Source organism: Agrobacterium sp. LY4, assembly GCF_001526585.1.
In the GTDB taxonomy this organism is placed as follows: Bacteria; Pseudomonadota; Alphaproteobacteria; order Rhizobiales; family Rhizobiaceae; genus Agrobacterium; species Agrobacterium leguminum.
Genome location: NZ_ASYA01000025.1, coordinates 1 through 20837, shown reverse-complemented (window position 1 = coordinate 20837; position 20837 = coordinate 1). Strand labels below are relative to the sequence as shown.

Annotated in this window: 19 protein-coding genes and 1 pseudogene; 10 read left to right on the top strand and 10 right to left on the bottom strand. The window is 59.3% G+C overall.

Annotation, left to right across the window (positions count from 1 at the left end; translation table 11 throughout):
* Positions 1–330 precede the first annotated feature (330 nt).
* Positions 331–1443: a pyridoxal phosphate-dependent aminotransferase gene (locus L904_RS19765; protein WP_020809513.1), complete on the top strand. Its 1113-nt coding sequence runs from the start codon at positions 331–333 to the stop codon at positions 1441–1443.
* A gap of 389 nt (positions 1444–1832) precedes the next feature.
* Here the strand turns inward: L904_RS19765 and L904_RS19755 are convergent, their stop codons facing one another.
* On the bottom strand, positions 1833–2096 hold the full coding sequence (locus L904_RS19755) for a sel1 repeat family protein (RefSeq protein ID WP_003524109.1): 264 nt from the start codon (positions 2094–2096) through the stop codon (positions 1833–1835).
* A 599-nt stretch (positions 2097–2695) separates the two neighbouring features.
* Between L904_RS19755 and L904_RS19750 the strand changes: the two genes are divergently transcribed.
* From L904_RS19750 to L904_RS19730, 6 genes are all read left to right on the top strand, one after another.
* On the top strand, positions 2696–3034 hold the full coding sequence (locus L904_RS19750; RefSeq protein ID WP_003524108.1) for a DUF2147 domain-containing protein: 339 nt from the start codon (positions 2696–2698) through the stop codon (positions 3032–3034).
* A 161-nt stretch (positions 3035–3195) separates the two neighbouring features.
* Positions 3196–3792 (top strand): AAA family ATPase, encoded by a 597-nt coding sequence (locus L904_RS19745; protein WP_020809512.1) that lies wholly within the window; start codon positions 3196–3198, stop codon positions 3790–3792.
* A 158-nt stretch (positions 3793–3950) separates the two neighbouring features.
* The gene (locus L904_RS28215) at positions 3951–4133 is read left to right on the top strand and encodes a hypothetical protein (RefSeq protein ID WP_020809511.1); all 183 of its coding nucleotides are present in this window, start codon (positions 3951–3953) and stop codon (positions 4131–4133) included.
* A gap of 10 nt (positions 4134–4143) precedes the next feature.
* A complete protein-coding gene (locus tag L904_RS28210; RefSeq protein WP_003509979.1) occupies positions 4144–4317 on the top strand; it encodes a hypothetical protein in 174 nt (57 codons plus the stop codon).
* 105 nt (positions 4318–4422) lie between these two features.
* Positions 4423–5928, top strand: coding sequence for an AMP nucleosidase (gene amn, locus L904_RS19735; RefSeq protein WP_020809510.1), 1506 nt, complete (start codon positions 4423–4425; stop codon positions 5926–5928).
* A 59-nt stretch (positions 5929–5987) separates the two neighbouring features.
* Positions 5988–6179, top strand: coding sequence for a type II toxin-antitoxin system VapB family antitoxin (locus L904_RS19730; RefSeq protein WP_020809509.1), 192 nt, complete (start codon positions 5988–5990; stop codon positions 6177–6179).
* 376 nt (positions 6180–6555) lie between these two features.
* On the opposite strand, the gene L904_RS19720 is transcribed toward L904_RS19730, so the two are convergent.
* The 3 genes from L904_RS19720 to L904_RS19710 form a co-directional block, all read right to left on the bottom strand.
* A complete protein-coding gene (locus tag L904_RS19720) occupies positions 6556–7026 on the bottom strand; it encodes an OsmC family protein (RefSeq protein ID WP_020809507.1) in 471 nt (156 codons plus the stop codon).
* 59 nt (positions 7027–7085) lie between these two features.
* The gene (locus L904_RS19715) at positions 7086–8462 is read right to left on the bottom strand and encodes an aspartate aminotransferase family protein (protein WP_035262203.1); all 1377 of its coding nucleotides are present in this window, start codon (positions 8460–8462) and stop codon (positions 7086–7088) included.
* Positions 8463–8747: 285 nt separating this feature from the next.
* Positions 8748–9656 carry a diacylglycerol kinase family protein gene (locus L904_RS19710; RefSeq protein WP_035260716.1) on the bottom strand — a complete coding sequence of 303 codons (909 nt, stop codon included), beginning with the start codon at positions 9654–9656 and terminating at the stop codon, positions 8748–8750.
* A gap of 235 nt (positions 9657–9891) precedes the next feature.
* Here L904_RS19710 and L904_RS19705 point away from each other — a divergent pair, with 235 nt between their 5' ends.
* Together L904_RS19705 and mgtE are read left to right on the top strand one after the other, a co-directional pair.
* Positions 9892–11136: an MFS transporter gene (locus L904_RS19705; protein ID WP_051671853.1), complete on the top strand. Its 1245-nt coding sequence runs from the start codon at positions 9892–9894 to the stop codon at positions 11134–11136.
* Between the two features lie 282 nt (positions 11137–11418).
* Positions 11419–12795 carry a magnesium transporter gene (mgtE, locus tag L904_RS19700; protein WP_020808666.1) on the top strand — a complete coding sequence of 459 codons (1377 nt, stop codon included), beginning with the start codon at positions 11419–11421 and terminating at the stop codon, positions 12793–12795.
* Between the two features lie 245 nt (positions 12796–13040).
* Here mgtE and L904_RS19695 read toward each other — a convergent pair whose 3' ends face one another.
* The gene (locus tag L904_RS19695) at positions 13041–13877 is read right to left on the bottom strand and encodes an undecaprenyl-diphosphate phosphatase (RefSeq protein ID WP_020808665.1); all 837 of its coding nucleotides are present in this window, start codon (positions 13875–13877) and stop codon (positions 13041–13043) included.
* Between the two features lie 120 nt (positions 13878–13997).
* Positions 13998–14387, bottom strand: coding sequence for a helix-turn-helix domain-containing protein (locus L904_RS19690; RefSeq protein WP_003524094.1), 390 nt, complete (start codon positions 14385–14387; stop codon positions 13998–14000).
* A gap of 103 nt (positions 14388–14490) precedes the next feature.
* Here L904_RS19690 and L904_RS19685 point away from each other — a divergent pair, with 103 nt between their 5' ends.
* Positions 14491–15507: a zinc-binding alcohol dehydrogenase family protein gene (locus tag L904_RS19685; protein ID WP_020808664.1), complete on the top strand. Its 1017-nt coding sequence runs from the start codon at positions 14491–14493 to the stop codon at positions 15505–15507.
* Positions 15508–15594: 87 nt separating this feature from the next.
* On the opposite strand, the gene L904_RS19680 is transcribed toward L904_RS19685, so the two are convergent.
* The 4 genes and pseudogenes from L904_RS19680 to L904_RS19665 form a co-directional block, all read right to left on the bottom strand.
* Entirely contained in the window at positions 15595–16335 is a 741-nt protein-coding gene (locus L904_RS19680) for a pentapeptide repeat-containing protein (RefSeq protein WP_020808663.1), read from the bottom strand.
* 455 nt (positions 16336–16790) lie between these two features.
* Entirely contained in the window at positions 16791–18455 is a 1665-nt protein-coding gene (locus L904_RS19675) for an electron transfer flavoprotein-ubiquinone oxidoreductase (protein WP_020808662.1), read from the bottom strand.
* Between the two features lie 480 nt (positions 18456–18935).
* Positions 18936–20363 (bottom strand): methylamine utilization protein MauJ, encoded by a 1428-nt coding sequence (gene mauJ / locus L904_RS19670; RefSeq protein WP_155246234.1) that lies wholly within the window; start codon positions 20361–20363, stop codon positions 18936–18938.
* A 216-nt stretch (positions 20364–20579) separates the two neighbouring features.
* A pseudogene (locus L904_RS19665) lies at positions 20580–20837 on the bottom strand (cation transporter); the annotation flags it as partial.

The following is a 20837-nucleotide window of genomic DNA, read 5'->3' as shown; positions in this document are numbered from 1 at the left end:
CTCGCCAGCCTATCTATATTCTGCAATTAGGAATTAATTGCAACAAGCATTTGACGAACGGGTGCAACATTGCGGCAATCCATCGCTTGGCCGCCTGCGGAACCCAGCCTGCGAGGTCGATTTTCAACCGAGATCGTCAAAATCGGGGCGTCGCGCCGTGGAGCTAAGCCCCACCGGGACAGCATTTCCAGCCGCCCGTAGCGCCGGCGGACCGGGCATGAGCGTAAATTCCGGCAGGAAGGGGTTTCCAAACCGTCGGAAATCTGACCCATTGTGGCGAATTGAGCTTTGCTCGGAACGAGACTTTCCAACTGCATATCGGATTAAACAATGTCAGCCTTTTCCCGCCTCACGCCGCTTGCCGCTTCGCTTCCCTCAACCGTTCCCTTCGTCGGCCCCGAAGCCATCGAGCGCAACCGCGGCCTGAAGGTTGAAGCGCGTATCGGCGCCAATGAGAGCGGCTTCGGCCCCGCCCCTTCCGTGCTTCTGGCCATGCGCGATGCGGCGGCGGAGACATGGATGTACAGCGATCCGGAAAATTACGAGTTGAAGGAAGCGCTTGCCATCCACCATGGTGTTGCACGCGGCAATATCGCGATCGGCAGCGGCGTCGATGGGCTGCTGGGTGAGATCGCCAGGCTGATCGTCGAGCCGGGCACGCCTGTCGTCACCTCTTTTGGCGGCTACCCCACCTTCAATTACCACGTGAACGGTTTTGGCGGGAAACTCGTGACCACGCCCTATGTCGACGACCACGAAGACCTTGACGGGCTTCTCGATCTCGTCATCCGGGAAAATGCGCCGCTCGTTTATTTTGCCAATCCCGACAATCCGATGGGAAGCTGGTGGGAAGCGAGCGAAGTCGTCGCCTTTGCCCGCGCATTGCCGGAAACCTGCCTGCTCATTCTGGATGAGGCCTATTGCGAAACCGCGCCCGCCAGCGCCGTGCCGGCCATCGACGCGCTGATCGGCCAGCCGAACATTCTGCGAATGCGCACCTTCTCGAAAGCCTATGGGCTGGCGGGTGCGCGCGTGGGTTACGCCATCGGCACGCTCGGCAATGTCGAAGCCTTCGACAAGATCCGCAACCATTTCGGCATGGCGCGCATTTCGGTCGCCGGCGCTTTGGCGGCGCTGAAGGATCAGGCCTATCTGCATGAAGTCGTTGGTAAAATTTCTGACGCCCGTGAGCGCATTTCGGCAGTCGCGCGCAATAACGGCCTTTCACCGCTCCCCTCCGCCACCAATTTCGTCACCATCGATTGCCATCGCGACGGGGCTTATGCCCGCGCCATCGTCGATGGGCTGATGGAACATGGCGTCTTCATCCGCATGCCGGGCGTCGCGCCGCTCAACCGCTGCATTCGCGTGAGCGTGGGGCCGGGTGACAAGCTCGACCTTTTCGAGCAGGCATTGCCGAAGGTCCTCAAGGCTATCGGGTAAGCTCCTACGTCTCCTCATTCCTGTGCTTGTCACAGGAATCTAGTCAGCCCAAGTCCTTGGGCTGGAGGGACTCTTTTCGCCGCGCAGACGCGCGTCGGCTGGATTCCTGTGACAAGCACAGGAATGAGGGTTGGAAAATGCCGCGCGTTGCACGCATCGATTCAACATCCACCCGCAACCCCCTGCCCGCGAATCGTTTTCGGCGAAGAGACATCGCCAACATAAGAAAACCGCGCCGGCCTTGTTCCTGCCGGTCGCGGTTTGATGTGTCAGCGCAAAAGCCCTTTTCAAAGCCCTCGCCGCGTTCCCCTTCGGGTTTACTTTCCTTTGCGCCGGTCATCGGGACTGGAGGGAACCGGACCGGAAATCTCAATAAAGGCTTGGGTAAATCAGTGCATCGTCATCCAGTCGCGGGCGGCGCGCAGCGCTTCGGCCAGTTCCGATTTCGTCATGTTGCGGGCGAGATCGGCGCGCAGCGAAGCGGCTCTTTCCGATCCGCGGATCGCGGCGATGTTGAGCCATTTATGGGCGGCGATCAGGTCCACCTTGCAGCCCCGGCCGGTCGCATAGACCAGGCCGAGATTGCAAAGAGTGTCGGCGCGGGTTTCGCCACCGGCAGCCATTTCGATATCGCGAATTTCAAAGCGTGCCATTGTTTTAATCCCTGTCCTTCTGCCTGTTTCATCATTCGCCTTCTTGTCGAGGCCATCGTCCGGACCTGCCGTCTTTTGCGGCTTTTTTGTCCTTTCGTCCGGCAGGTTTTCCCTGCGCTTTTGATGAGTTCACTATGCCACAGGGCCTTCAACGGTCGCTTAAAAGGCATGATTAATGGGCCGCAAACAAACTGCAAACGATTGGTAAAATTGGGTTTTCGTTAAATATCACGAGCCGCGGAAATTAAGGACTTTGCGGCGAATTTTACGAAAAGTTTAGAATTGGATTTAAACCCTTCCTTCACCACGATCAAAACAGCGATTTTCCAATTCTCCCTCTTTCGCTCCTGCCGCCGCTGCAAATGCCGCGCCGAGGCCGCAAATTTCTGTTTCCTTTTACGTGAACGTCAAATACTATCCGCCCTGCCCGTCATGAGGATGAAACGGGCACAGGATAGCGCGGTGCAAGGAGCAATCGTTGCGCCGCAGGCGGCTTGGGCCAGAGATGGCGCATTCGCACGCCAAAAGGGTTTGATCGGCGCATCGCGTCTTTGGGCCGCCGGCTCGAGAAAGCCTGCGCGAATTTCGGGAGGAATTTTATGAAGCGTATAATGACGATTGCCGCCGCCCTCATGCTGAGCGGCAACCTTGCCTTCGCCGCCGAGGCAATCGAAGGCAACTGGAAGACCGCCAGTGGCGAAACCGCCGTGATCGGCCCCTGCGGCGGCGCCTTCTGTGTGACGCTGAAGACCGGCAAACACGCCGGAAAACAGATCGGCAAGCTTTCCGGCAAGGGAAACAGCTATTCGGGTGAAATCACCGATCCCGCCAATGACAAGACCTATAGCGGCTCCGGCACCGTTTCCGGCAACTCGCTGAGCATGAAGGGCTGCGTGCTGAAGGTTCTGTGCAAATCGCAGACCTGGACGCGGCTGTAATCGACAGGGCGGCGGGCGGGCTTCTGTCCTGCCGCCTGCGGTCCCGTGCCTGACGGCACCGTGCGCTGCCAAGGATTGCGTCCGAGACTGCGGGCGCACGCCGCATGGAAGCCATATATCCCTTGATGTATCGTTGCGCCCAACACCAACGAGAGCGATGCATGCGCCCCACCCTTTCGACAATCCTGATTGCGGGCACCTCGCATGTCGGCAAAAGCACCCTTGCCGGCCTGCTGAGCGAAAGGCTGCGCTGCGAGGCAATATCGACCGACAGTCTCGCCCGCCATCCGGGCAGGCCATGGCCGGGCATTCCGGCACCGGTGGAAGAATATTACGCACGGCTCTCGGCGGAAACGATCCACTGGTTCCTGAAGATACATCATCAGAACATCTGGCCGCTGATCCGCACGATGATCGACAGCAGGTCCGGCGCCGGCGGTTCCACAATCTTCGAGGGCGCGGCGTTGCGGCCGGAATTCATTTCGCCCCTGCTCGGCGGCAGCGTAGCCGGTGTCTTTCTCCATGCCGGCAATGATTTTCTTCTCGAGAGAATGCGCTCTCACGCCCGCTATGAAGAGGCAACGGCTGAGAAGCGGCGGATCATCGGCGCCTTCATCGAGCGTTCGTTGCGGGAAAACACGGACATGCTGGCATCCGCGCAGGAGCACCGCTTACCGGTTGTCGATGTGACGCAGCCTCAGGCATTCGAGACCCTGCTGACCGATCTTGCAGCACGTGCGGAAGCCCCTCTGTCCTGATCGAAAAGCGGGTGGCCCGCGAGATGCCTGGCGCCATTGCGGCATCAATCTGTCATGTCACCGCCCGTTAACATCCCTGAATGCCATATGAACCGGGGCCTCAGGGTCCGTTCAGTCCGAGTGTGGCAAAACTCTGTCCATCAACTCCAATAAGGGGAATGGACATGGCAAAGCTGATCAGCCGACTGGCAATCTTCGCGTTTCTCATGGCGATCTTCGCCATGTCCTTCGCCTCGCTCGTCGTTAATCCGAACCGCAGTTTCCAGCGGGTGAATGCGGGCGCGGCAATCGCCTGCCAGCATAGCCCCTCGCCCGCCGCCAATTGCCCCGTCGTGTTGTGAGGACAGGCCGATGACGACAAGTTTTTCCAACGGCCTGTTTTCCGCGCTACGGCTGGTGCTGATGGCCTCGATCTTTCTCGGTCCGGTCGCCGGACTTGCGGTTTACAAGGCCGATCCCCGCCCCGCCTCCAAGGGCGCCGGCTTCGTGCTTTTGATGAGCCTGCAGCGTGGCGCGCTCGGCTGAAATTTCCACAGGCCCGCTGTTATTCGAACTGCCTTTTTGCGTTTCTTTTCAGTTTCTTCGTATTTCTGTCGCTTGCCTGTCGAAATTGCCCTCTTATAATGGGCCATGACAATAGCAAAACCAACGATTCCGCCCCTCACCTTCGTCACTCCTGAGCCTTTCGCGCCGCAGACATTCACGGACCCGAAAGAAGCCGTGGCGGCTTTGAACGCGCTTTACGAACGCAATACGGCGTTCCTGATCAATTCCTTCACCGAACTGGCCAAGGGCGCGCCGATTGCCGGGCGCTACCGCGCCTGCTATCCGCAGGTGAGCCTTGAGACCGCCACCTTCGGCCATGTCGATTCGCGTCTCTCCTACGGCCATGTCACCGCCCCCGGCGTTTACACGACGACCATCACCCGGCCGGAGCTTTTCCGCCATTACCTCAAGGAACAGCTGGGGCTTCTGATGAAGAACCACGGCGTTCCGGTCACGGTTTCGGAATCGGCGACGCCCATTCCACTACATTTCGCTTTCGGCGAAGGCGCCTATGTCGAGGCGGCGGCGGCCTCATCGCTGTCCGACGTGCCGCTGCGCGATCTCTTCGATACGCCCGACCTCAACAATACCGACGACCTCATCGCCAATGGCGAATATGACCAGGTGCCGGGCGAGCCCGCGCCGCTCGCCCCCTTTACCGCGCAGCGCATCGATTATTCGCTGGCCCGCCTCAGCCACTATACGGCGACCAGCGCCAGCCATTTCCAGAACTTCGTGCTGTTCACCAACTACCAGTTCTATATCGATGAATTCGCCGCATGGGCGCGGCAGTTGATGAAGAATGGCGGCGAGGGTTACACGGCTTTCGTGGAGCCGGGCAATATCGTCACCCCCGCCGGTTGCGACAAGCCGGAAACGGATGCCATGCTCGCGCGCCTGCCGCAGATGCCCGCCTATCACCTGAAGAAGAAGGGCCATGCCGGCATCACGCTCGTCAATATCGGCGTCGGCCCCTCCAACGCCAAGACGATCACCGACCATATCGCCGTGCTGCGCCCGCATGCCTGGCTGATGGTTGGCCACTGCGCCGGCCTGCGCAACAGCCAGCGGCTTGGCGATTATGTTCTGGCGCATGCCTATGTGCGCGAAGATCACGTGCTTGATGACGACCTGCCCGTCTGGGTGCCGATCCCGGCTCTGGCCGAAGTGCAAGTGGCGCTGGAAGGCGCCGTGGCGGAAGTCACCGGTTACGAAGGCTTCGAGTTGAAGCGCATCATGCGCACCGGCACCGTCGCCACCATCGACAACCGAAACTGGGAACTTCGCGATCAGGCCGGCCCCGTCAAGCGCCTGTCGCAGTCCCGCGCCATAGCGCTCGACATGGAATCGGCCACCATCGCCGCCAACGGCTTCCGCTTCCGCGTGCCCTACGGCACCCTGCTCTGCGTTTCCGACAAGCCGCTGCATGGCGAACTGAAACTGCCCGGCATGGCGACGGAGTTCTACCGCACCCAGGTCGCCCAACATCTGCAGATCGGCATCCGCGCCGTGCAGAAGCTCGCCGCCATGCCGACGGAAACGTTGCATTCGCGCAAGCTCAGAAGCTTTTACGAGACGGCGTTCCAGTAAGATCGCGCATCTTCGCCCTCAAGGTGCTGATGTTGGTTCATTCACCTTGAGGCGTCGAAATGCGTGTGACTATCGACCTTGATGACGAGCTGATCGCAGAGGTCATGGAAATTACCGGTCTCTCCAGCGCTGAAGCGGCGGCTGAAGAGGCCTTGAGGGAATTTATCCGGAGACACCGGGAGCTACGAGGCGTCGGCCGGCAAGGCAATCTCAGTGGAATCCGCGATAGCTGGAGAACGGATGAGTCCTAATCAACGCACTCAATGCTCTCATTGCCATCAAAGAACATAACCTCCGTCATTCCGGCCTTGAGCCGGAATCCAGCCGACGCGCGTCTGCGCGGCGAGAAGAGTCTTTTCAGCCCAAGGACTTGGGCTGACTGGATTCCGGCTCAAGGCCGGAATGACGGGGAGAAAACAGACGACCATAGCAAAATAGCGCATTTAGCGGACAGCAACGATTATGCCTGAGCCTATAGTGCTTCAGGCAAAAACGAGATCTTTGGAAGCGCTCCATCTCTTTATTTTTACGCACCTCCAGTAAGACCGCTACGCATTTTTACTGGAGATGCTCTTTGCGAAGTCGCCCGCCGCGGTCCGCTCGCGCGGATCGCGCGCCACATCCGCCTCAAACCACCTTCACCGTCCCGTCAACGCGGATGGGGAAATTCACCGAGCGTGCGATGAAGCACTTCTCGTGCGCATCATGGTGCAGCTCATCTGCTCTGGCCGGATCGCCTTTCGAAATGGTGATGACCGGTTTCAGCACCACTTCGCTGAATTGCCCGGCGCCGTCCTTTTCCATCACCAGCGTGCCTTCGGCATTATCAACATAGTCTTCGACGATGATGCCATTGACCGAGCAGAAATGCAGGTACCACAGCTTGTGGCAGGCCGAGAGAGAGGCGACCAGCAGGTCTTCCGGGTTCCAGCGGGAGGGATCGCCGCGGAAGGCGGGGTCGGAGGAGCCGGCGATGTCAGCCTTTCCCGAAGTGGAAATCGTGTAGTCGCGTTCATAGTCGCGATAACCCGAAGTCCCCTTGCCGCGATTGCCCGTCCATTTCACCTGAACGGCGTAATGATGTTCCTGTCCTGCCATGTTAGTCCTCCCTAAGAGTTTTTTGTCGCATTTTCCGGACGTAAAACCGCTACGCAGTTTTACTGGAAATGCTCCCGCGTATCGCACAGGTGGTCGAGCCCCTTGCGTAGCGTTTCTATGATCTCATCCACTTCAGAGCGGCTGATCGTCAGCGCCGGTGAGGCCAGCATGCGGTCGCCGGTGGCGCGCATCACAAGGCCATCTGCCAGGCAATGGTTGCGCACCGCGGTTCCGATGTCGTCCGGCTTGGCGAAACGCCGGCGCGTCGCCTTGTCGGCCGTTATCTGCAGGCCGCCCATCAGGCCGACATTCACCGCCTCGCCGACCAGTTCGTGACCAACAAGGCTTTTCCAGCCCTCGGAGAAATAAGGGCCGATATCGTCGCGCACCCGTTCCACCAGCCCCTCCTCCTCGATGATGCGGATGTTTTCGAGGGCAGCGGCGGCGCAGACTGGGTGGCCGGAATAGGTGAAACCGTGGTTGAAGTCACCGACCTCAGACAACATCACCTCCGCCACCCGATCCGAAACGATGACGCCGCCAATCGGCAGATAACCGGAAGACAGGCCCTTGGCGACGGGCGCAAAATCCGGCTCCACGCCGAAATGCTGATAACCGAACCAGGAGCCGAGACGGCCGAAACCGCAGATCACCTCATCCGAGACGAGCAGGATGTTGCGCGCCTTGCAGATGCGGGCGATTTCCGGCCAGTAGGTTTCCGGCGGCACGATGACACCGCCCGCGCCCTGAATGGGTTCGGCCACGAAAGCGGCGACATTTTCCTCGCCGAGTTCATCGATCTTCGCTTCCAGTTCGCGCGCCACCTTCAGGCCGAATTCCGCAGGCGAAAGATCGCCGCCCTCGGCATACCAATAGGGCTGGCCGATATGGGCCACGCCCTCGATCGGCAGGTTCCCCTGCTCGTGCATCCATTTCATGCCGCCGAGCGATGCACCGGCCACCGTCGAGCCGTGATAGCCGTTGCGGCGGGCAATCACCTTGGTTTTCGTCGGATGGCCGAGCGCCTTCCAGTAAACGCGCGCCATGCGGAACCAGGTGTCGGTGGCTTCCGAACCGGAATTGGTGAAGAACACATGATTCATCTTCGGCCCGGCGCGCGAGGCGATCTTCTGCGCCAGAAGCGTCGCAGGCGGCGTGGTGGTGCCGAAAAAGGCGTTGTAATAGGGCAGCTCGTTCATCTGCCTCTGAACGACATCGGCGATCTCGCGGCGTCCGTAACCGATATTCACGCACCAGAGGCCGGCAAAGGCGTCGAGATATTTCTTGCCGGTGCTGTCATAGATGAACACCCCTTCCGCGCGCTCGATGATGCGGGTGCCGGCGGCATTCAGCTTGCCCATGTCGGAGAAGGGGTGGAGGTGATGGGCGGCATCGATGGCGGCGAGATTGGACATCGGCTTGGAGACTTCATTCATGACAGATCGCACTCCCATAAAGGCGACGGCGCTCACGCCACCGCGCCTGCCGAACATGGCCGGGCGGCTCCGATTTGGCAAGGCTGGCGTTTTTTAGGGGGCGGCTTGGACGAACGGAGGCGGCTGGGTTTCTTCTCCCCGAGGGGGAGAAGGTGGCCCGAAGGGTCGGATGAGGGGGCTAGCTCTCCGAATATCTCGACGCTTGCCCCCTCATCCCGCTGCCGCGGACTTCTCCCCCTCGAGGAGAAGAAACAAGCGGCAACCGCCAATTCGCAGTCAGTTGCACTATGCGAAAAACGACCGACCCACCAGCACCTTCAATTCGCCGGCGTGAACCTCCAGCGCCACATCCCGCTCCATCGGCAGCAATTCGCCATCGATGACGCAGCGCAGGTCATGGCGTTTCTTCGGAAAATGCAGTTCCACATCCGTCACCGTCATGGCGGTCACGGCGGCGTTTTCCTTCAGCCTGCCGCGCAGAATATCAAAAGCGAGTTTCGCGACACCGGAAGGACGCAACGGATCGGCGAGATAAAAGCCGAGATGGCCGCCCGAGACATTCTCCGCGACCATCAATGCGCTCTGACCGAATTCATTGTTGGAGACGGAAATGGCCGAGACCTTGCGGTGCTGCGTTTTGCCGTTGACGGTATATTCCACCTCGAAGACCGGCGGATTGAGGATGACGCTGATGGCCGCGCGGATGCTCGCCTTGATCTTGCCGAGGCGGGAGGCAAAAGCGAGATTGTTGCGATAGCGCACCATACGCGAATGCAGGCCCGCGGAAAACTGGTGGACGAAGAGGCGGCCATTGGCGCTGGCGATGTCGACACTGGCAATCTCGCCATTCGCCAGCGTTTCCAGCGCCTGGCGAATATCGAGCGGCAGCTTCAGCGAGCGGGCGAAGAGGTTCATGGTGCCGGCCGGAACGATGCCGAGCGCGATGCCGTGTTTCCAGGCGATGGCGGCTGCTGCGGAAATCGTGCCGTCGCCGCCGCCGGCAATGATGCCTTCGATGCCCGGCTCATCGGCGGCGCGTTCCATTTCCTCGACGATATCCTTTCCCGAGACCAGACGGCAATCGATGGCGTGGCCGGCGCGGGTGAAGACCTCGCGGGCATGGTCGCAATAGGCCTCCATGTCGGTGGTGCGAAACGTGCCGCCGTCACGATTGAAAATTGCAATGAGCTTCATGTTTCCAACCCGATCCAGTGAGGCAGCCGCGCGTAAATGCCTGACCCTATATAGGGTTCCGAACACCATCGCGTGAAGATGCTCTTTTGCCGAGAATCGCTCTACCGCAACGCATCATTTCATGTTAGGGATCACTTAAGGTCATTTTCATGACCGCGCATCTCCAGTCAGGGCAGACCGCTCCCATACGGTCTTGCCCTTTTTTCTGTGGGCCCTTCCCGCTTTTCAGGTCACGATGAGCCAGTCGAATATTTCCGAAGCCCGCCCTGGCGCGGAGAATGAAACCGTTTACACGGCCGCCCCTGCCGTGGCCCTCTCCCCGCTTGCCATCGCGCTCATCGAACTGGCGCTTGCCGCCGGCGGCTTCGGCATCGGCACCGGCGAATTCGCCATCATGGGCCTGCTTCCCGACGTCGCCACCACCTATGGCGTCACCGTTCCGCAGGCGGGTTATGTCATCACGGCCTATGCGCTCGGCGTCGTCATCGGCGCGCCGATCATCGCGGTTCTCGCCGCGCGCATGACGCGCCGCACATTGCTTCTCGGCCTGATGGGGCTTTTTGCGGCCGGTAATATCTTGAGCGCCGTCGCACCGGATTTCCTGAGCTTCACCGTTCTGCGCTTCATCACCGGCCTGCCGCATGGGGCTTATTTCGGGGTTGCGGCGCTGGTGGCGGCCTCCATGGCGCCGATCCACAAGCGCGCCCGCGCCGTTGGCCGCGTCATGCTCGGCCTCACCATCGCCACCCTGCTCGGCACGCCCCTCGCCACCTTCTTCGGTCAGCTGCTTTCCTGGCGCGCGGCCTTCATGCTGGTCGGCGGCATCGCGCTTTTGACGGTGGCTCTGCTCTGGTTCTTCCAGCCGCGTGATCGGGTGGAGGAAGGCGCGAGCGTATGGCGCGAACTCGGCGCTTTCCGCCGCGTGCAGGTGTGGCTGACGCTCGCCATCGCCGCCGTCGGCTTCGGCGGCATGTTCTCGGTCTTCAGCTATATCGCCAAGACCACCACCGATGTGGCGATGATGCCGGTTTCCACCGTCTCCATGGTGCTGGCGCTGTTCGGCATCGGCATGAATGTCGGCAATGTGGTCGGCTCGCGGCTGGCCGATATCTCGCTCAACGGCACGATTGGCGGCATGCTTGCCTTCAACGTGCTTGTCATGACCGTGTTCGGCATGACGGCGGACAATCCTTTCATGCTCTGCCTCTGCGTCTTCCTGATCGGCTGCGGTTTCGCCGCCTGTCCGGCCGTGCAGACGCGGCTGATGGATGTGGCGCAGGATGCGCAGACGCTCGCCGCCGCCTCCAACCATTCGGCCTTCAACATCGCCAATGCGCTCGGCGCCTGGCTCGGCGGCCTCGTCATCGCGATGGGTTTCGGTTACGCCTCCACCGGTTATGTCGGCGCGGTTCTTTCCCTTCTCGGGCTTGGCGTTTTCCTTGTTTCCGTCACCGTCGAACGGCGCGAAAAGGCGGCTTGAAGCCGCCTTTTTTACAGCCTGCACCGCCGCCTCTCGCCACGATGCAGAACCTTGCATAAATTTCATGATCGGGCGCTTGACTCTTTTCGGTTTCAGGCGCAACACGGCCTTACGCGCAGGCCAACCGGCACGGCGCGGATTTCAACGGAGCATCATTGGATGTCTAGCGACAGTAGCAGTCGATTGCCTTTGCCGAGACCGGCGAACGTGAACTGATCCGACCGCTGTCGGCTCACCACCGCGTTCGCCGTGATCGGCGAATCGACGGAAAGGTGAGCAATCATGAACTTCCACAACCTCTCCCAGAGGGCCAGCAAGGCCGCACGTCTTCTTCGTAGCGGAAACGCCGGTTCCTCCACCACCATTGCCGAACGCGTCGAGCACCTCAACACGCTGGATGTCACCGAGGCCGTAACCGCCCTCCTCGCCATGCCGCAGGCAAAGGCCGTCGCCATTCTCGACCGGCCCGAACTGCATGGCGCCGCCGCCATCATCGCCGATATTCCGGTCGAACAGGCCGCCCGCCTCGTCAACCTGATGTCCGATGACCGCGTGGCCGACGTCATGGCGGAAATGGCCGAAGAGCCGCGCGCAAAGCTGTTTTCCCGGCTGGACCGCACGACGGCGCTCTCCATCCAGCATCTGATGGGTTATCCGCCGCGTACTGCCGGCTCGATCATGACCACGGAATTCGTCAGCGTGCCGGACAATTGGACGGTGGAACAGACCCTTTCGCACATCCGCGTCGTCGAGCGGTCGCGTGAAACGGTCTATGCCATCTATGTGCTGGCTGAGGACGGAACGCTCTCCACCGTCGTGACGCTGCGCCGCCTTTTGACCGGCGAAGCCGGTGCCTCCATCCTCTCCGTCGCATCGAAGGAAGGCATCGTCTGCGCGAGCCCCCTGATGTCGCAGGAGGATGTCGCCAGGCTGATCCGCAAGCACGACCTGCTGGCGCTTCCCGTCGTCGATGACCGTTCGCATATTCTCGGCATCGTCACCGTTGACGACGTGATCGACACCATGATCGCCGACACGACGGAAGACGCCCACAAGTTCGGCGGTATGGAAGCGCTGGGCAAGCCCTATATGACGATCGGTTTTCCGGACATGATCCGCAAGCGCGCCGGCTGGCTCGCAGCGCTCTTCCTCGGTGAAATGTTGACGGCCAGCGCCATGCAGCATTTCGAGGGCGAGCTGGAAAAGGCCGTGGTGCTGACGCTGTTCATTCCGCTCATCATGTCTTCGGGCGGTAACTCCGGTTCGCAGGCCACCTCGCTCATCATCCGGGCGCTGGCGCTTGGCGAGCTGAAGCTTTCCGACTGGTGGCGAGTGCTGCTGCGGGAAATCCCGACGGGCCTGACGCTCGGCTGCATTCTGGGCGCCATCGGCTTCCTGCGTCTGAGCCTCTGGCAGCAGGCCGGCTTTTATGACTATGGCGAGCACTGGCTGCTGGTGGGCGCCACCGTTTTCGCGGCCCTCGTCGGCATCGTCACCTTCGGTTCGCTCGCCGGCTCCATGCTGCCCTTCGTGCTGCAGCGCCTGCGGCTCGATCCCGCCAGCGCCTCTGCCCCCTTCGTCGCCACGCTGGTGGATGTCAGCGGGCTCATCATCTACTTCTCGGTGGCGCTGGTGATCTTGAGCGGTACGTTGCTCTAAAAGACGAAAGGCCCGCTCCGAAGAGCGGGCCTTAGGACGCCGACTAAGTCTGGAAAGCTCTCTTTCGTCATGCTCGGGCTTGTCCCGAGCATCTGCAACGTCTCGATTGAATTGGACTTGGTTAGATCCTCGGCACAGGGCCGAGGATGACGTCGAGTACCTGATTAGCCTTGTCAATAAGCTGAGGCCCGTTCGAAGGAGCGGGCCTTTTCATTTGCGGTGAGCACAGGCTTTAACGCTACCCCTCACCCGCCGGCGCTGATGACGCCCGTTCCCAGAAGCCCCAGCAGGATGAAGCCAATGACCACGCGGTACCAGACGAAGGGCATGTAGCTCTTGGTGGAGACGAGCTTGAGGAACACGACGATCACCGCATAACCGACGACGAAGGCGATCAGGGTTGCGAGCCCCGTCGGACCCCAACCGACCGGATTGTCCTCGCCGATGCTTTTGAAGAGCTGGTAAAAGCCGGAGCCGAAGACAGCGGGAACGGCGAGCAGGAAGGAATAACGTGCTGCCGCCTCGCGGGTGTAGCCTAAAAGCAGGCCGGCGCTGATGGTGCCGCCCGAGCGCGAGACGCCGGGGATGAGCGCCATGGCCTGCGCGAAACCGAACAGGATGCCATCGCGCCAGATAAGCTGGTTCAGCTTGTAACGCTTCTCACCGATTTTATCGGCAACGCCGAGAACGATGCCGAAGACGATCAGCATCACGGCGGTGATGTAAAGGTTGCGCAGCGAGTGCTCGATGGCGTCCTTGAAGAACAGGCCAAGAAAGACGATCGGCACGGAACCGATGATGATGAGCCAGCCGAGCCGGGCATCGGCCTTGTTATACTCGCCGAGGCGAAAGTTCTGCCGGAGCCAGGCGATGGCAATGCGCATGATATCCGACCAGAAATAGACCAGCACGGCCGCTTCGGTGCCGATCTGCGTAATCGCGGTGAAGGCGGCTCCCGGATCCGCGCCGGAGGGCAGGAACTCCCCGGCGATCCTCAGATGCGCGCTTGAAGAAATCGGAAGAAATTCCGTAAGCCCTTGCAAAAAGCCGAGAAATGCGGCCTCCAACCAACCGATGCTCATGTGTCTTGATGTCCCTGCTGCGAATCGAGATCGCAGCATTATGCATCAATCGGGGCAAATACATGTTGCATCGCACCATGAAAAAGGCGCGCGGAGGGGTGCGCTTTTACCCGTGATTTTTCAGGCGGCCTTTTCCTTCGCCTCGGGAAGGCGGGTATATTTCTCGCCGTTCCTGCACACGACATGGGCGTCGCCCCAGCTTTTCAGCGCCGAAATCACCGGTATCATCGTCTCGCCGAGCGGCGTCAGCGCATAATCCACGCGTGGCGGCACCACCGGGAAAACGGTGCGGGAAATCAGGCCCGCCTCTTCCAGCTCGCGCAGCTGCTTGGTGAGCATGCGCTGGGTGACGCTCGGAATATGGCGGCGCAACTCGTTGAAGCGCAGCGTGCCCTCGTTGATGAGGTGATAGAGGATCACGCCCTTCCATTTGCCATCGAGGAAACTTAAGGCCGATTCCACCGGGCAGCCGGGAAAGTTGCCGGTGAGCTTGGCGCGCGGTCGCGACATCACAGTATCCTTTTTGTATGTATCATCACAAAATGTGCATTCTTGCGATCGATGTTCATATGTATCAAGTAAGAGGCACGCGAACAAGCAAAGGAGACTGTTCATGCGCGCCATCGGTTACAGGACCAGCCAGCCCATCACCGCGAAAGACGCCCTCGTCGATATCGACCTGCCCCAGCCGGAAGCGAAGGGGCATGATATTCTGGTGGAAGTGAAGGCCGTTTCGGTGAACCCCGTCGATACCAAGGTGCGCCGCAACCAGTCGCCGGAAAACGGCGAACCCCGCGTGCTCGGCTTCGATGCGGCGGGCGTGGTGAAGGCCGTCGGCGACAAGGTCTCGCTGTTCAAGCCGGGCGACGAGGTGTTTTACGCCGGTGTCATCAACCGCCCCGGCTCCAACAGCGAGTTCCATCTGGTCGATGAACGCATCGTCGGCGCAAAGCCGAAATCCCTGAATTTCGAGGAGGCCGCCGCGCTGCCGCTGACCGCCATCACCGCTTACGAGACGCTGTTCGACCGGCTGCGGGTGAAGGAGCCGGTTCCGGGCGCGGCCAACGCCATTCTGGTTATCGGCGGCGCGGGCGGCGTCGGCTCCATCGCCGTTCAGCTTCTGCGGGCGCTGACCGACCTCACCGTCATTGCCACCGCTTCACGGCCCGAGACGATTGCGTGGGTGAAGGAACTCGGCGCGCATCACGTCATCGATCACAGCAAGCCGATAGCCCCGCAGGTGGAAGCGCTCGGCCTCGGTGCGCCGGGCTTTGTCTTCTCCACCACCCATAGCGACATTCATGCCGCCGACAGCGTGGCGACCATTGCGCCGCAGGGTCGTTTCGCGCTGATCGACGATCCGGCCGGCGGTTTCGACGTCATGGCCTTCAAGCGCAAATGCGTATCGATCCATTGGGAAATGATGTTCGCCCGCGCCGTCTTCCAGACGCCTGACATGATTGAGCAGCACAGGCTGCTCAACCATGTGGCCGGGCTTGTCGATGCCGGCAAGATCAAGACGACGCTGACCGAGGTTTTCGGCACCATCAATGCCGCAAATCTGATCAAGGCTCATGCGCTGATCGAGAGCAACAAGGCCAAGGGCAAGATCGTGCTTTCGGGCTTCTGATCGCCGGTGAGGCGTCCGCATCGCGGACGCTTCTCTTCCGCTTATGGAGATGTTTGGGCCGAGCGCAAGACCGCGCGGCTATTCCTGTCAGTCGTCGTCCGGATCTTCCGGGCACGGCCAGGAGGCCGGCGCGGTGAGGCCGTTCGGCAATTTGGTCTTGGCGTCGCCGCAGGCAATGTCGATCTGCTTCTGATCAAGGCCGGTGGCCATGGAAAGATCGAGTCCTTCGATCCTCGTCAGAAGCAGGAATGCGCTGGTGAAATCCACCGGACCGCCGAGCTTGGCGCCGCCGAAACGGGCGCGTGACAGATTGGTCAGCGAGAATTTCGAGCCGTTCAGCGTCGCGCCCTCGAAATCGGCGCGGCCGAGTTCGGCCTTGGTGAAATCCGTGCCGTCCAGCTTGGTGTTTTCGAATTTGGTTCGCTGCATTTCAGCATTGACGAATTTGGCGTTGGTGGCATCAGCGGCGGAAAAATCGCTGCGATAGGCTTCCACCTTGGTCAGATTGGCGCCCTGCAGGTTCGCCTCGCCAAGGGCGGTGCGGATGAGCTTGGCCTTCTCGAGATTGGCGCCCTTCAGCGACGAACCGCGCAGGTCGGTATAGGTGAAATCCGTGCCGTAAAGCATTGCCGAATCGAGATTGCTGCCGCCCAGCATCAGCAGGCGCTTGTTGCATTCGCGCCAGTCGATGCCGGCCATGGCGTCGGTACGGCAGCTTGCGGCCACCAGCGGACCGCCGCTGAAAGAAACGGCAATCATCGCAAGCGCCGCCACACCGGCAACGAACCCTGTCTTCCGCACAATATTCAGCCTTTGAAAGCCGGACATTCCTTCACTCCCTGTCGTCGGGCGACGGCACTTAGGACCATATGCACATTCAAGGCGTTACCGCATCGCTGAACCACAATCCACGGGCCACGCGACCATGCAACACCCCAACATCCTATATGTAAGAAATCGAAGAGCAATCCACAAATACTGACGGGGAGACGGGCTGTGGACGCTGCTCTTCCTCATGTCGGGTTTGACCCGGCAACCGGCAACGGCGCGTCTGCGTCGTGTGAAATGAGCCCTTCGATCAGAAGTCTGCCCGTTCCGCACATGTCGTCACTCCCGGCCGCATGACACAATGGCTGAGAGTGATTGCGAGGGGCCTTCCCACGCTCGACGTCATCCTCGGGCCTGTCCCGAGGATCTATCCACGTATTGTAAAATCAATCCGTTACAGATGCTCGGGACAGGCCCGAACATGACGGAAGAGAAGGCTTCGGCCGTAATCGCCATCACATATTGGCGTAAACCGGCCCCTCGCCGCCCTGCGGCGGCACCCAGTTGATGTTCTGGTTGGGGTCCTTGATGTCGCAGGTCTTGCAGTGCACGCAGTTCTGGGCGTTGATGACGTAGACTTCCTCGCCGTCCTTCTCCACCCATTCGTAAACGCCGGCCGGACAATAACGCGTCGAAGGGCCGGCAAAGACATCGTGCTCAGACAGTTTTTGCAGCGCCATGTCCTTCACCTGAAGATGCACCGGCTGGTCTTCCTCATGATTGGTGGAGGACAAAAACACCGACGACAGCCGGTCGAAGGTCAACACACCATCCGGTTTCGGATAGGCGATCGGCTTGTGCTTTGCGGCCGGCTCAAGGCTCTCGGCATCCGTCTTGCCATGCTTCAGCGTGCCGAAGAAGGAGAAGCCGAACAGCTGGTTCGTCCACATGTCGAGACCGCCGAGACCGACGCCGATGAGCGTTCCGAACTTCGACCACAGCGGCTTGACGTTTCTGACCCGCTTCAGATCCTTGCCGATATCGCCGTCGCGCCATTCGGCTTCGATCTCCGCCACCTCGTCATGGGCGCGGCCGGCGGAAATCGCTGCGGCGATCTTTTCCGCCGCCAGCATGCCCGACAGCACCGCATTATGGCTGCCCTTGATACGCGGCACATTGACGAAACCGGCGGAACAGCCGATCAGCGCGCCGCCGGGGAAGGTGAGCTTCGGCACCGACTGATAGCCGCCTTCGGTGATGGCGCGCGCACCATAGGAAATGCGCTTGCCGCCCTCGAAGGTCTCGCGGATGGCCGGATGCGTCTTGAAGCGCTGGAACTCCTCGAAGGGATAAAGATAGGGGTTCTTGTAGTTGAGGTGCACCACGAAGCCGACGGCGACGAGATTATCCTCGAGATGATAGAGGAAGGAACCGCCGCCGGTCTTGAAACCGAGCGGCCAGCCGAAGGAATGCTGCACAAGACCCTGTTTGTGCTTCTCCGGCTTGACCTGCCAGAGTTCCTTGATGCCGATGCCGAATTTCTGCGGCTCGCGATCCCGGGACAAATCGAATTTGGAAATCAGCTGCTTGGCGAGCGAACCGCGCACACCCTCGCCGATCAGCACATATTTGCCGTGCAGCTCCATGCCGCGGGTGAAGTTCGGACCCGGCTCGCCATTCTTCTCGATGCCCATATCGCCGGTGGCGACACCGATGACGGCGCCCTCGTCATTATAGAGCACCTCGGTCGCGGCAAAGCCCGGATAGATCTCGACGCCGAGCCCTTCCGCCTTTTCCGCCAGCCAGCGACAGACCAGCCCAAGCGAGACGATGTAATTGCCGTGATTGTTCATCAGCGGCGGCATCATGAAATTCGGCAGGCGAATGGAGCCGGCCGGCCCTAAGAACATGAATTGGTCGTCCTTGACCTCGGTCTTGAAGGGATGCCCCTCCTCTTTGCGCCAGCCCGGCAACAGCCTGTCGATGCCGATCGGATCGACCACCGCGCCGGAGAGAATATGCGCGCCGACTTCGGCACCCTTTTCGAGAACGACAACCGAAAGCTCCGGCTCCACCTGCTTCAGCCGGATCGCGGCGGCAAGGCCCGCGGGACCCGCGCCAACGATCACAACGTCGAATTCCATCGCTTCGCGTTCGGGCAGTTCCATCGCTTCCGTCATCTCATCCTCTCCGCATCGCCGGTCCCATCCGGCTGTTGTTATATCCGCTTTCCGGCATTCCCGGCGCATCGCCCGCGCCAGTCAAAAAACCATCCGCGACACCGCATCCACCAGCGCCTGTCTTCGCAAAGCAGGACGCCTTTGTCGAGCTTCTATAGCGGCAAAACATGTCGCACGCCAGTCAATTGTCAGACAACCTGATGATTGACTCTTTACTTTTACGTTCACGTAATAATGAAAATAGAAGTTGGGAGTGTAGGCGTCAAGGGTAGTCGGCAATTGTGCCACTCTCGCGTTTACCGCGGGTGAAACGCCCATTCGGCGCGCTTCATCAATGGCGGCGCTTCTGTTTTGCGCCCATTTCAAACGTTCAAGGTCTCAAGAGCATTTCCAGAATGCACAAATCCACTGCAAAATTGCATAGCTTTGACGTGAAGCGGCAGACAATTATGGCGGCTTGTCGGAGAAAAGAAGTCCCTCTCAATTAACCCTTTCTGCAGCAATAAGACGTCTCCTTTCTATCTCCGCCTGTATCGCTTCTACTGACTTATTGTGCCCTTCTGCATTGAAGAAGCAATTGAGCGGCAAGTAAGCATTTGCCTCGGCAAGTAACCTCGAATTCTCTGAGTCCCACAATTGGCAGACCCCGTTCAAAAACACCTCAGCCCAAAATTCATTAAGCTCAGCTGCACGTTCTGCCGCCCGGATAGTACCGTCGTCCAAATTAAAGTGCTCCAACATCGGGTCAAAAACCAAACGCCCGGAGTTGAAATCGATTGCGGCCTCCAAATACAGTAGCCCGTCTTCGGATGACAATCCCAGAATCGCGATGCCGTCCTTGACGCGCTGCACCCTCATCTTGAGACGTGTGAGTGCTTGTTTTCGCGGCTTTCCCTCGACCAATAAGTCCACAATTTTGGGCAGTTGAAGAGAACTTCGCCCCACAAAGTCCGAACAGAGAATCTTTTGATAGGTCGTATTTCCAATCCACCAGATAACCCCACATATGTAATGCGTTTTCGACTTCCAATTATCACTCCGAGAGGGAACGCCAAATTCACGCCGGATTACTAGACTCGCAAGTTCCTCAATGATGGGCTCATCTTTGATTAGACGACTAATATCTTCGGGGCTATCTGGATCAAAAACATAACCTTTATCAAGATTGGCATGCGCAACTGCGTGTCGGCACGCGTTCATGATGTAGTCTGGGAGAGCCATCCCGTCTGGGTTCGTTCCAAGTTCATCGAGCCGCCTCACGGCCCGAGGTTCGGATATCTCATTCAGGTATTTTGCAATAACCTTACGCTGACCACTATTTCCTTTTTCCAAGAGATTGATGATTTTGAGATAACTGAGCAAGCTGTATGGACTACGGTCCAAGCTTTTGGCCTCACGAAATAGCGCAATAGCTATCTCTGCTTCACGAGATAGATTTTTTGGCCAAAAGGAAAACTTCAAAGGAAAGTTTGAAATTACATTTCCACCTTGCCCTTGTGCTCGGAATGGGCGCGAACCGCCCGTCCAAGTCTCGACTTTTATTCCATATCCCTCAATCCAACTCCATATACTTAAAAACCTGAGGATCGCGGATCTAGGAAGACCATCCGCTCCAGTTGAATCTCTGACAAAAATTGCTGGCAGGAATGATCCTTCAGCTGGCAAGAGAAACAACTGGAAGCCTCGAAACTCTACGAGATGTGGCTTTGTTGGCCATGGTACCGAAGCGCGCACATGTGCTCCGATCCAGCCAATTTGATTCAGCCTATCGTCGGTTGCCTCAATTGTTTCTATAAAAATTCGCGTATCAGGAAATTCACCAACACATTGGTCAGTGGGCATAAGCTCAAACTGTGGCTTTTGATACATAGCCGGGAAGATTGGATTTGGGCTTTTGGTGTCTTTCATTATCGAAAGTAATTGTTCCCACTCGGTTTAACGTGGAGTATTTTAACACCACTTTGAGTATATAGTTGCGTAAAATGGACTGAAGCTATTCTAACATGATACATTGTAGGCCGCCAGATTGTAGTCAAATCGGGAGTGCTGACTGCATCTGCCGTTTCGCCTCTCAAACCAGCCAGCCCGCCCCCCAGCCGACTTCGCTAAAATCACTCTCCAACATCAAACCGCCCATTCCTCATCCGTCGTGAACACGATCGTCAACCAGCGGTCGCTCCCCTCGCCGCCCAGCGCATCGCCGATCTCGTCGCGGATCGCGTCCCATTCCTCCAGACGCCGGGGCGGCCAGTTTTTCGGCACGATGAAAAAGAGTTCGATCTGACGGCCGCGGCCGACGCGGGCGACATAGGAATAGTGCGAGGAGAAACCGAATTTCTCCACCGTCTCGGCCGCCACCCGGTCCACATGCTGCTTGAATTC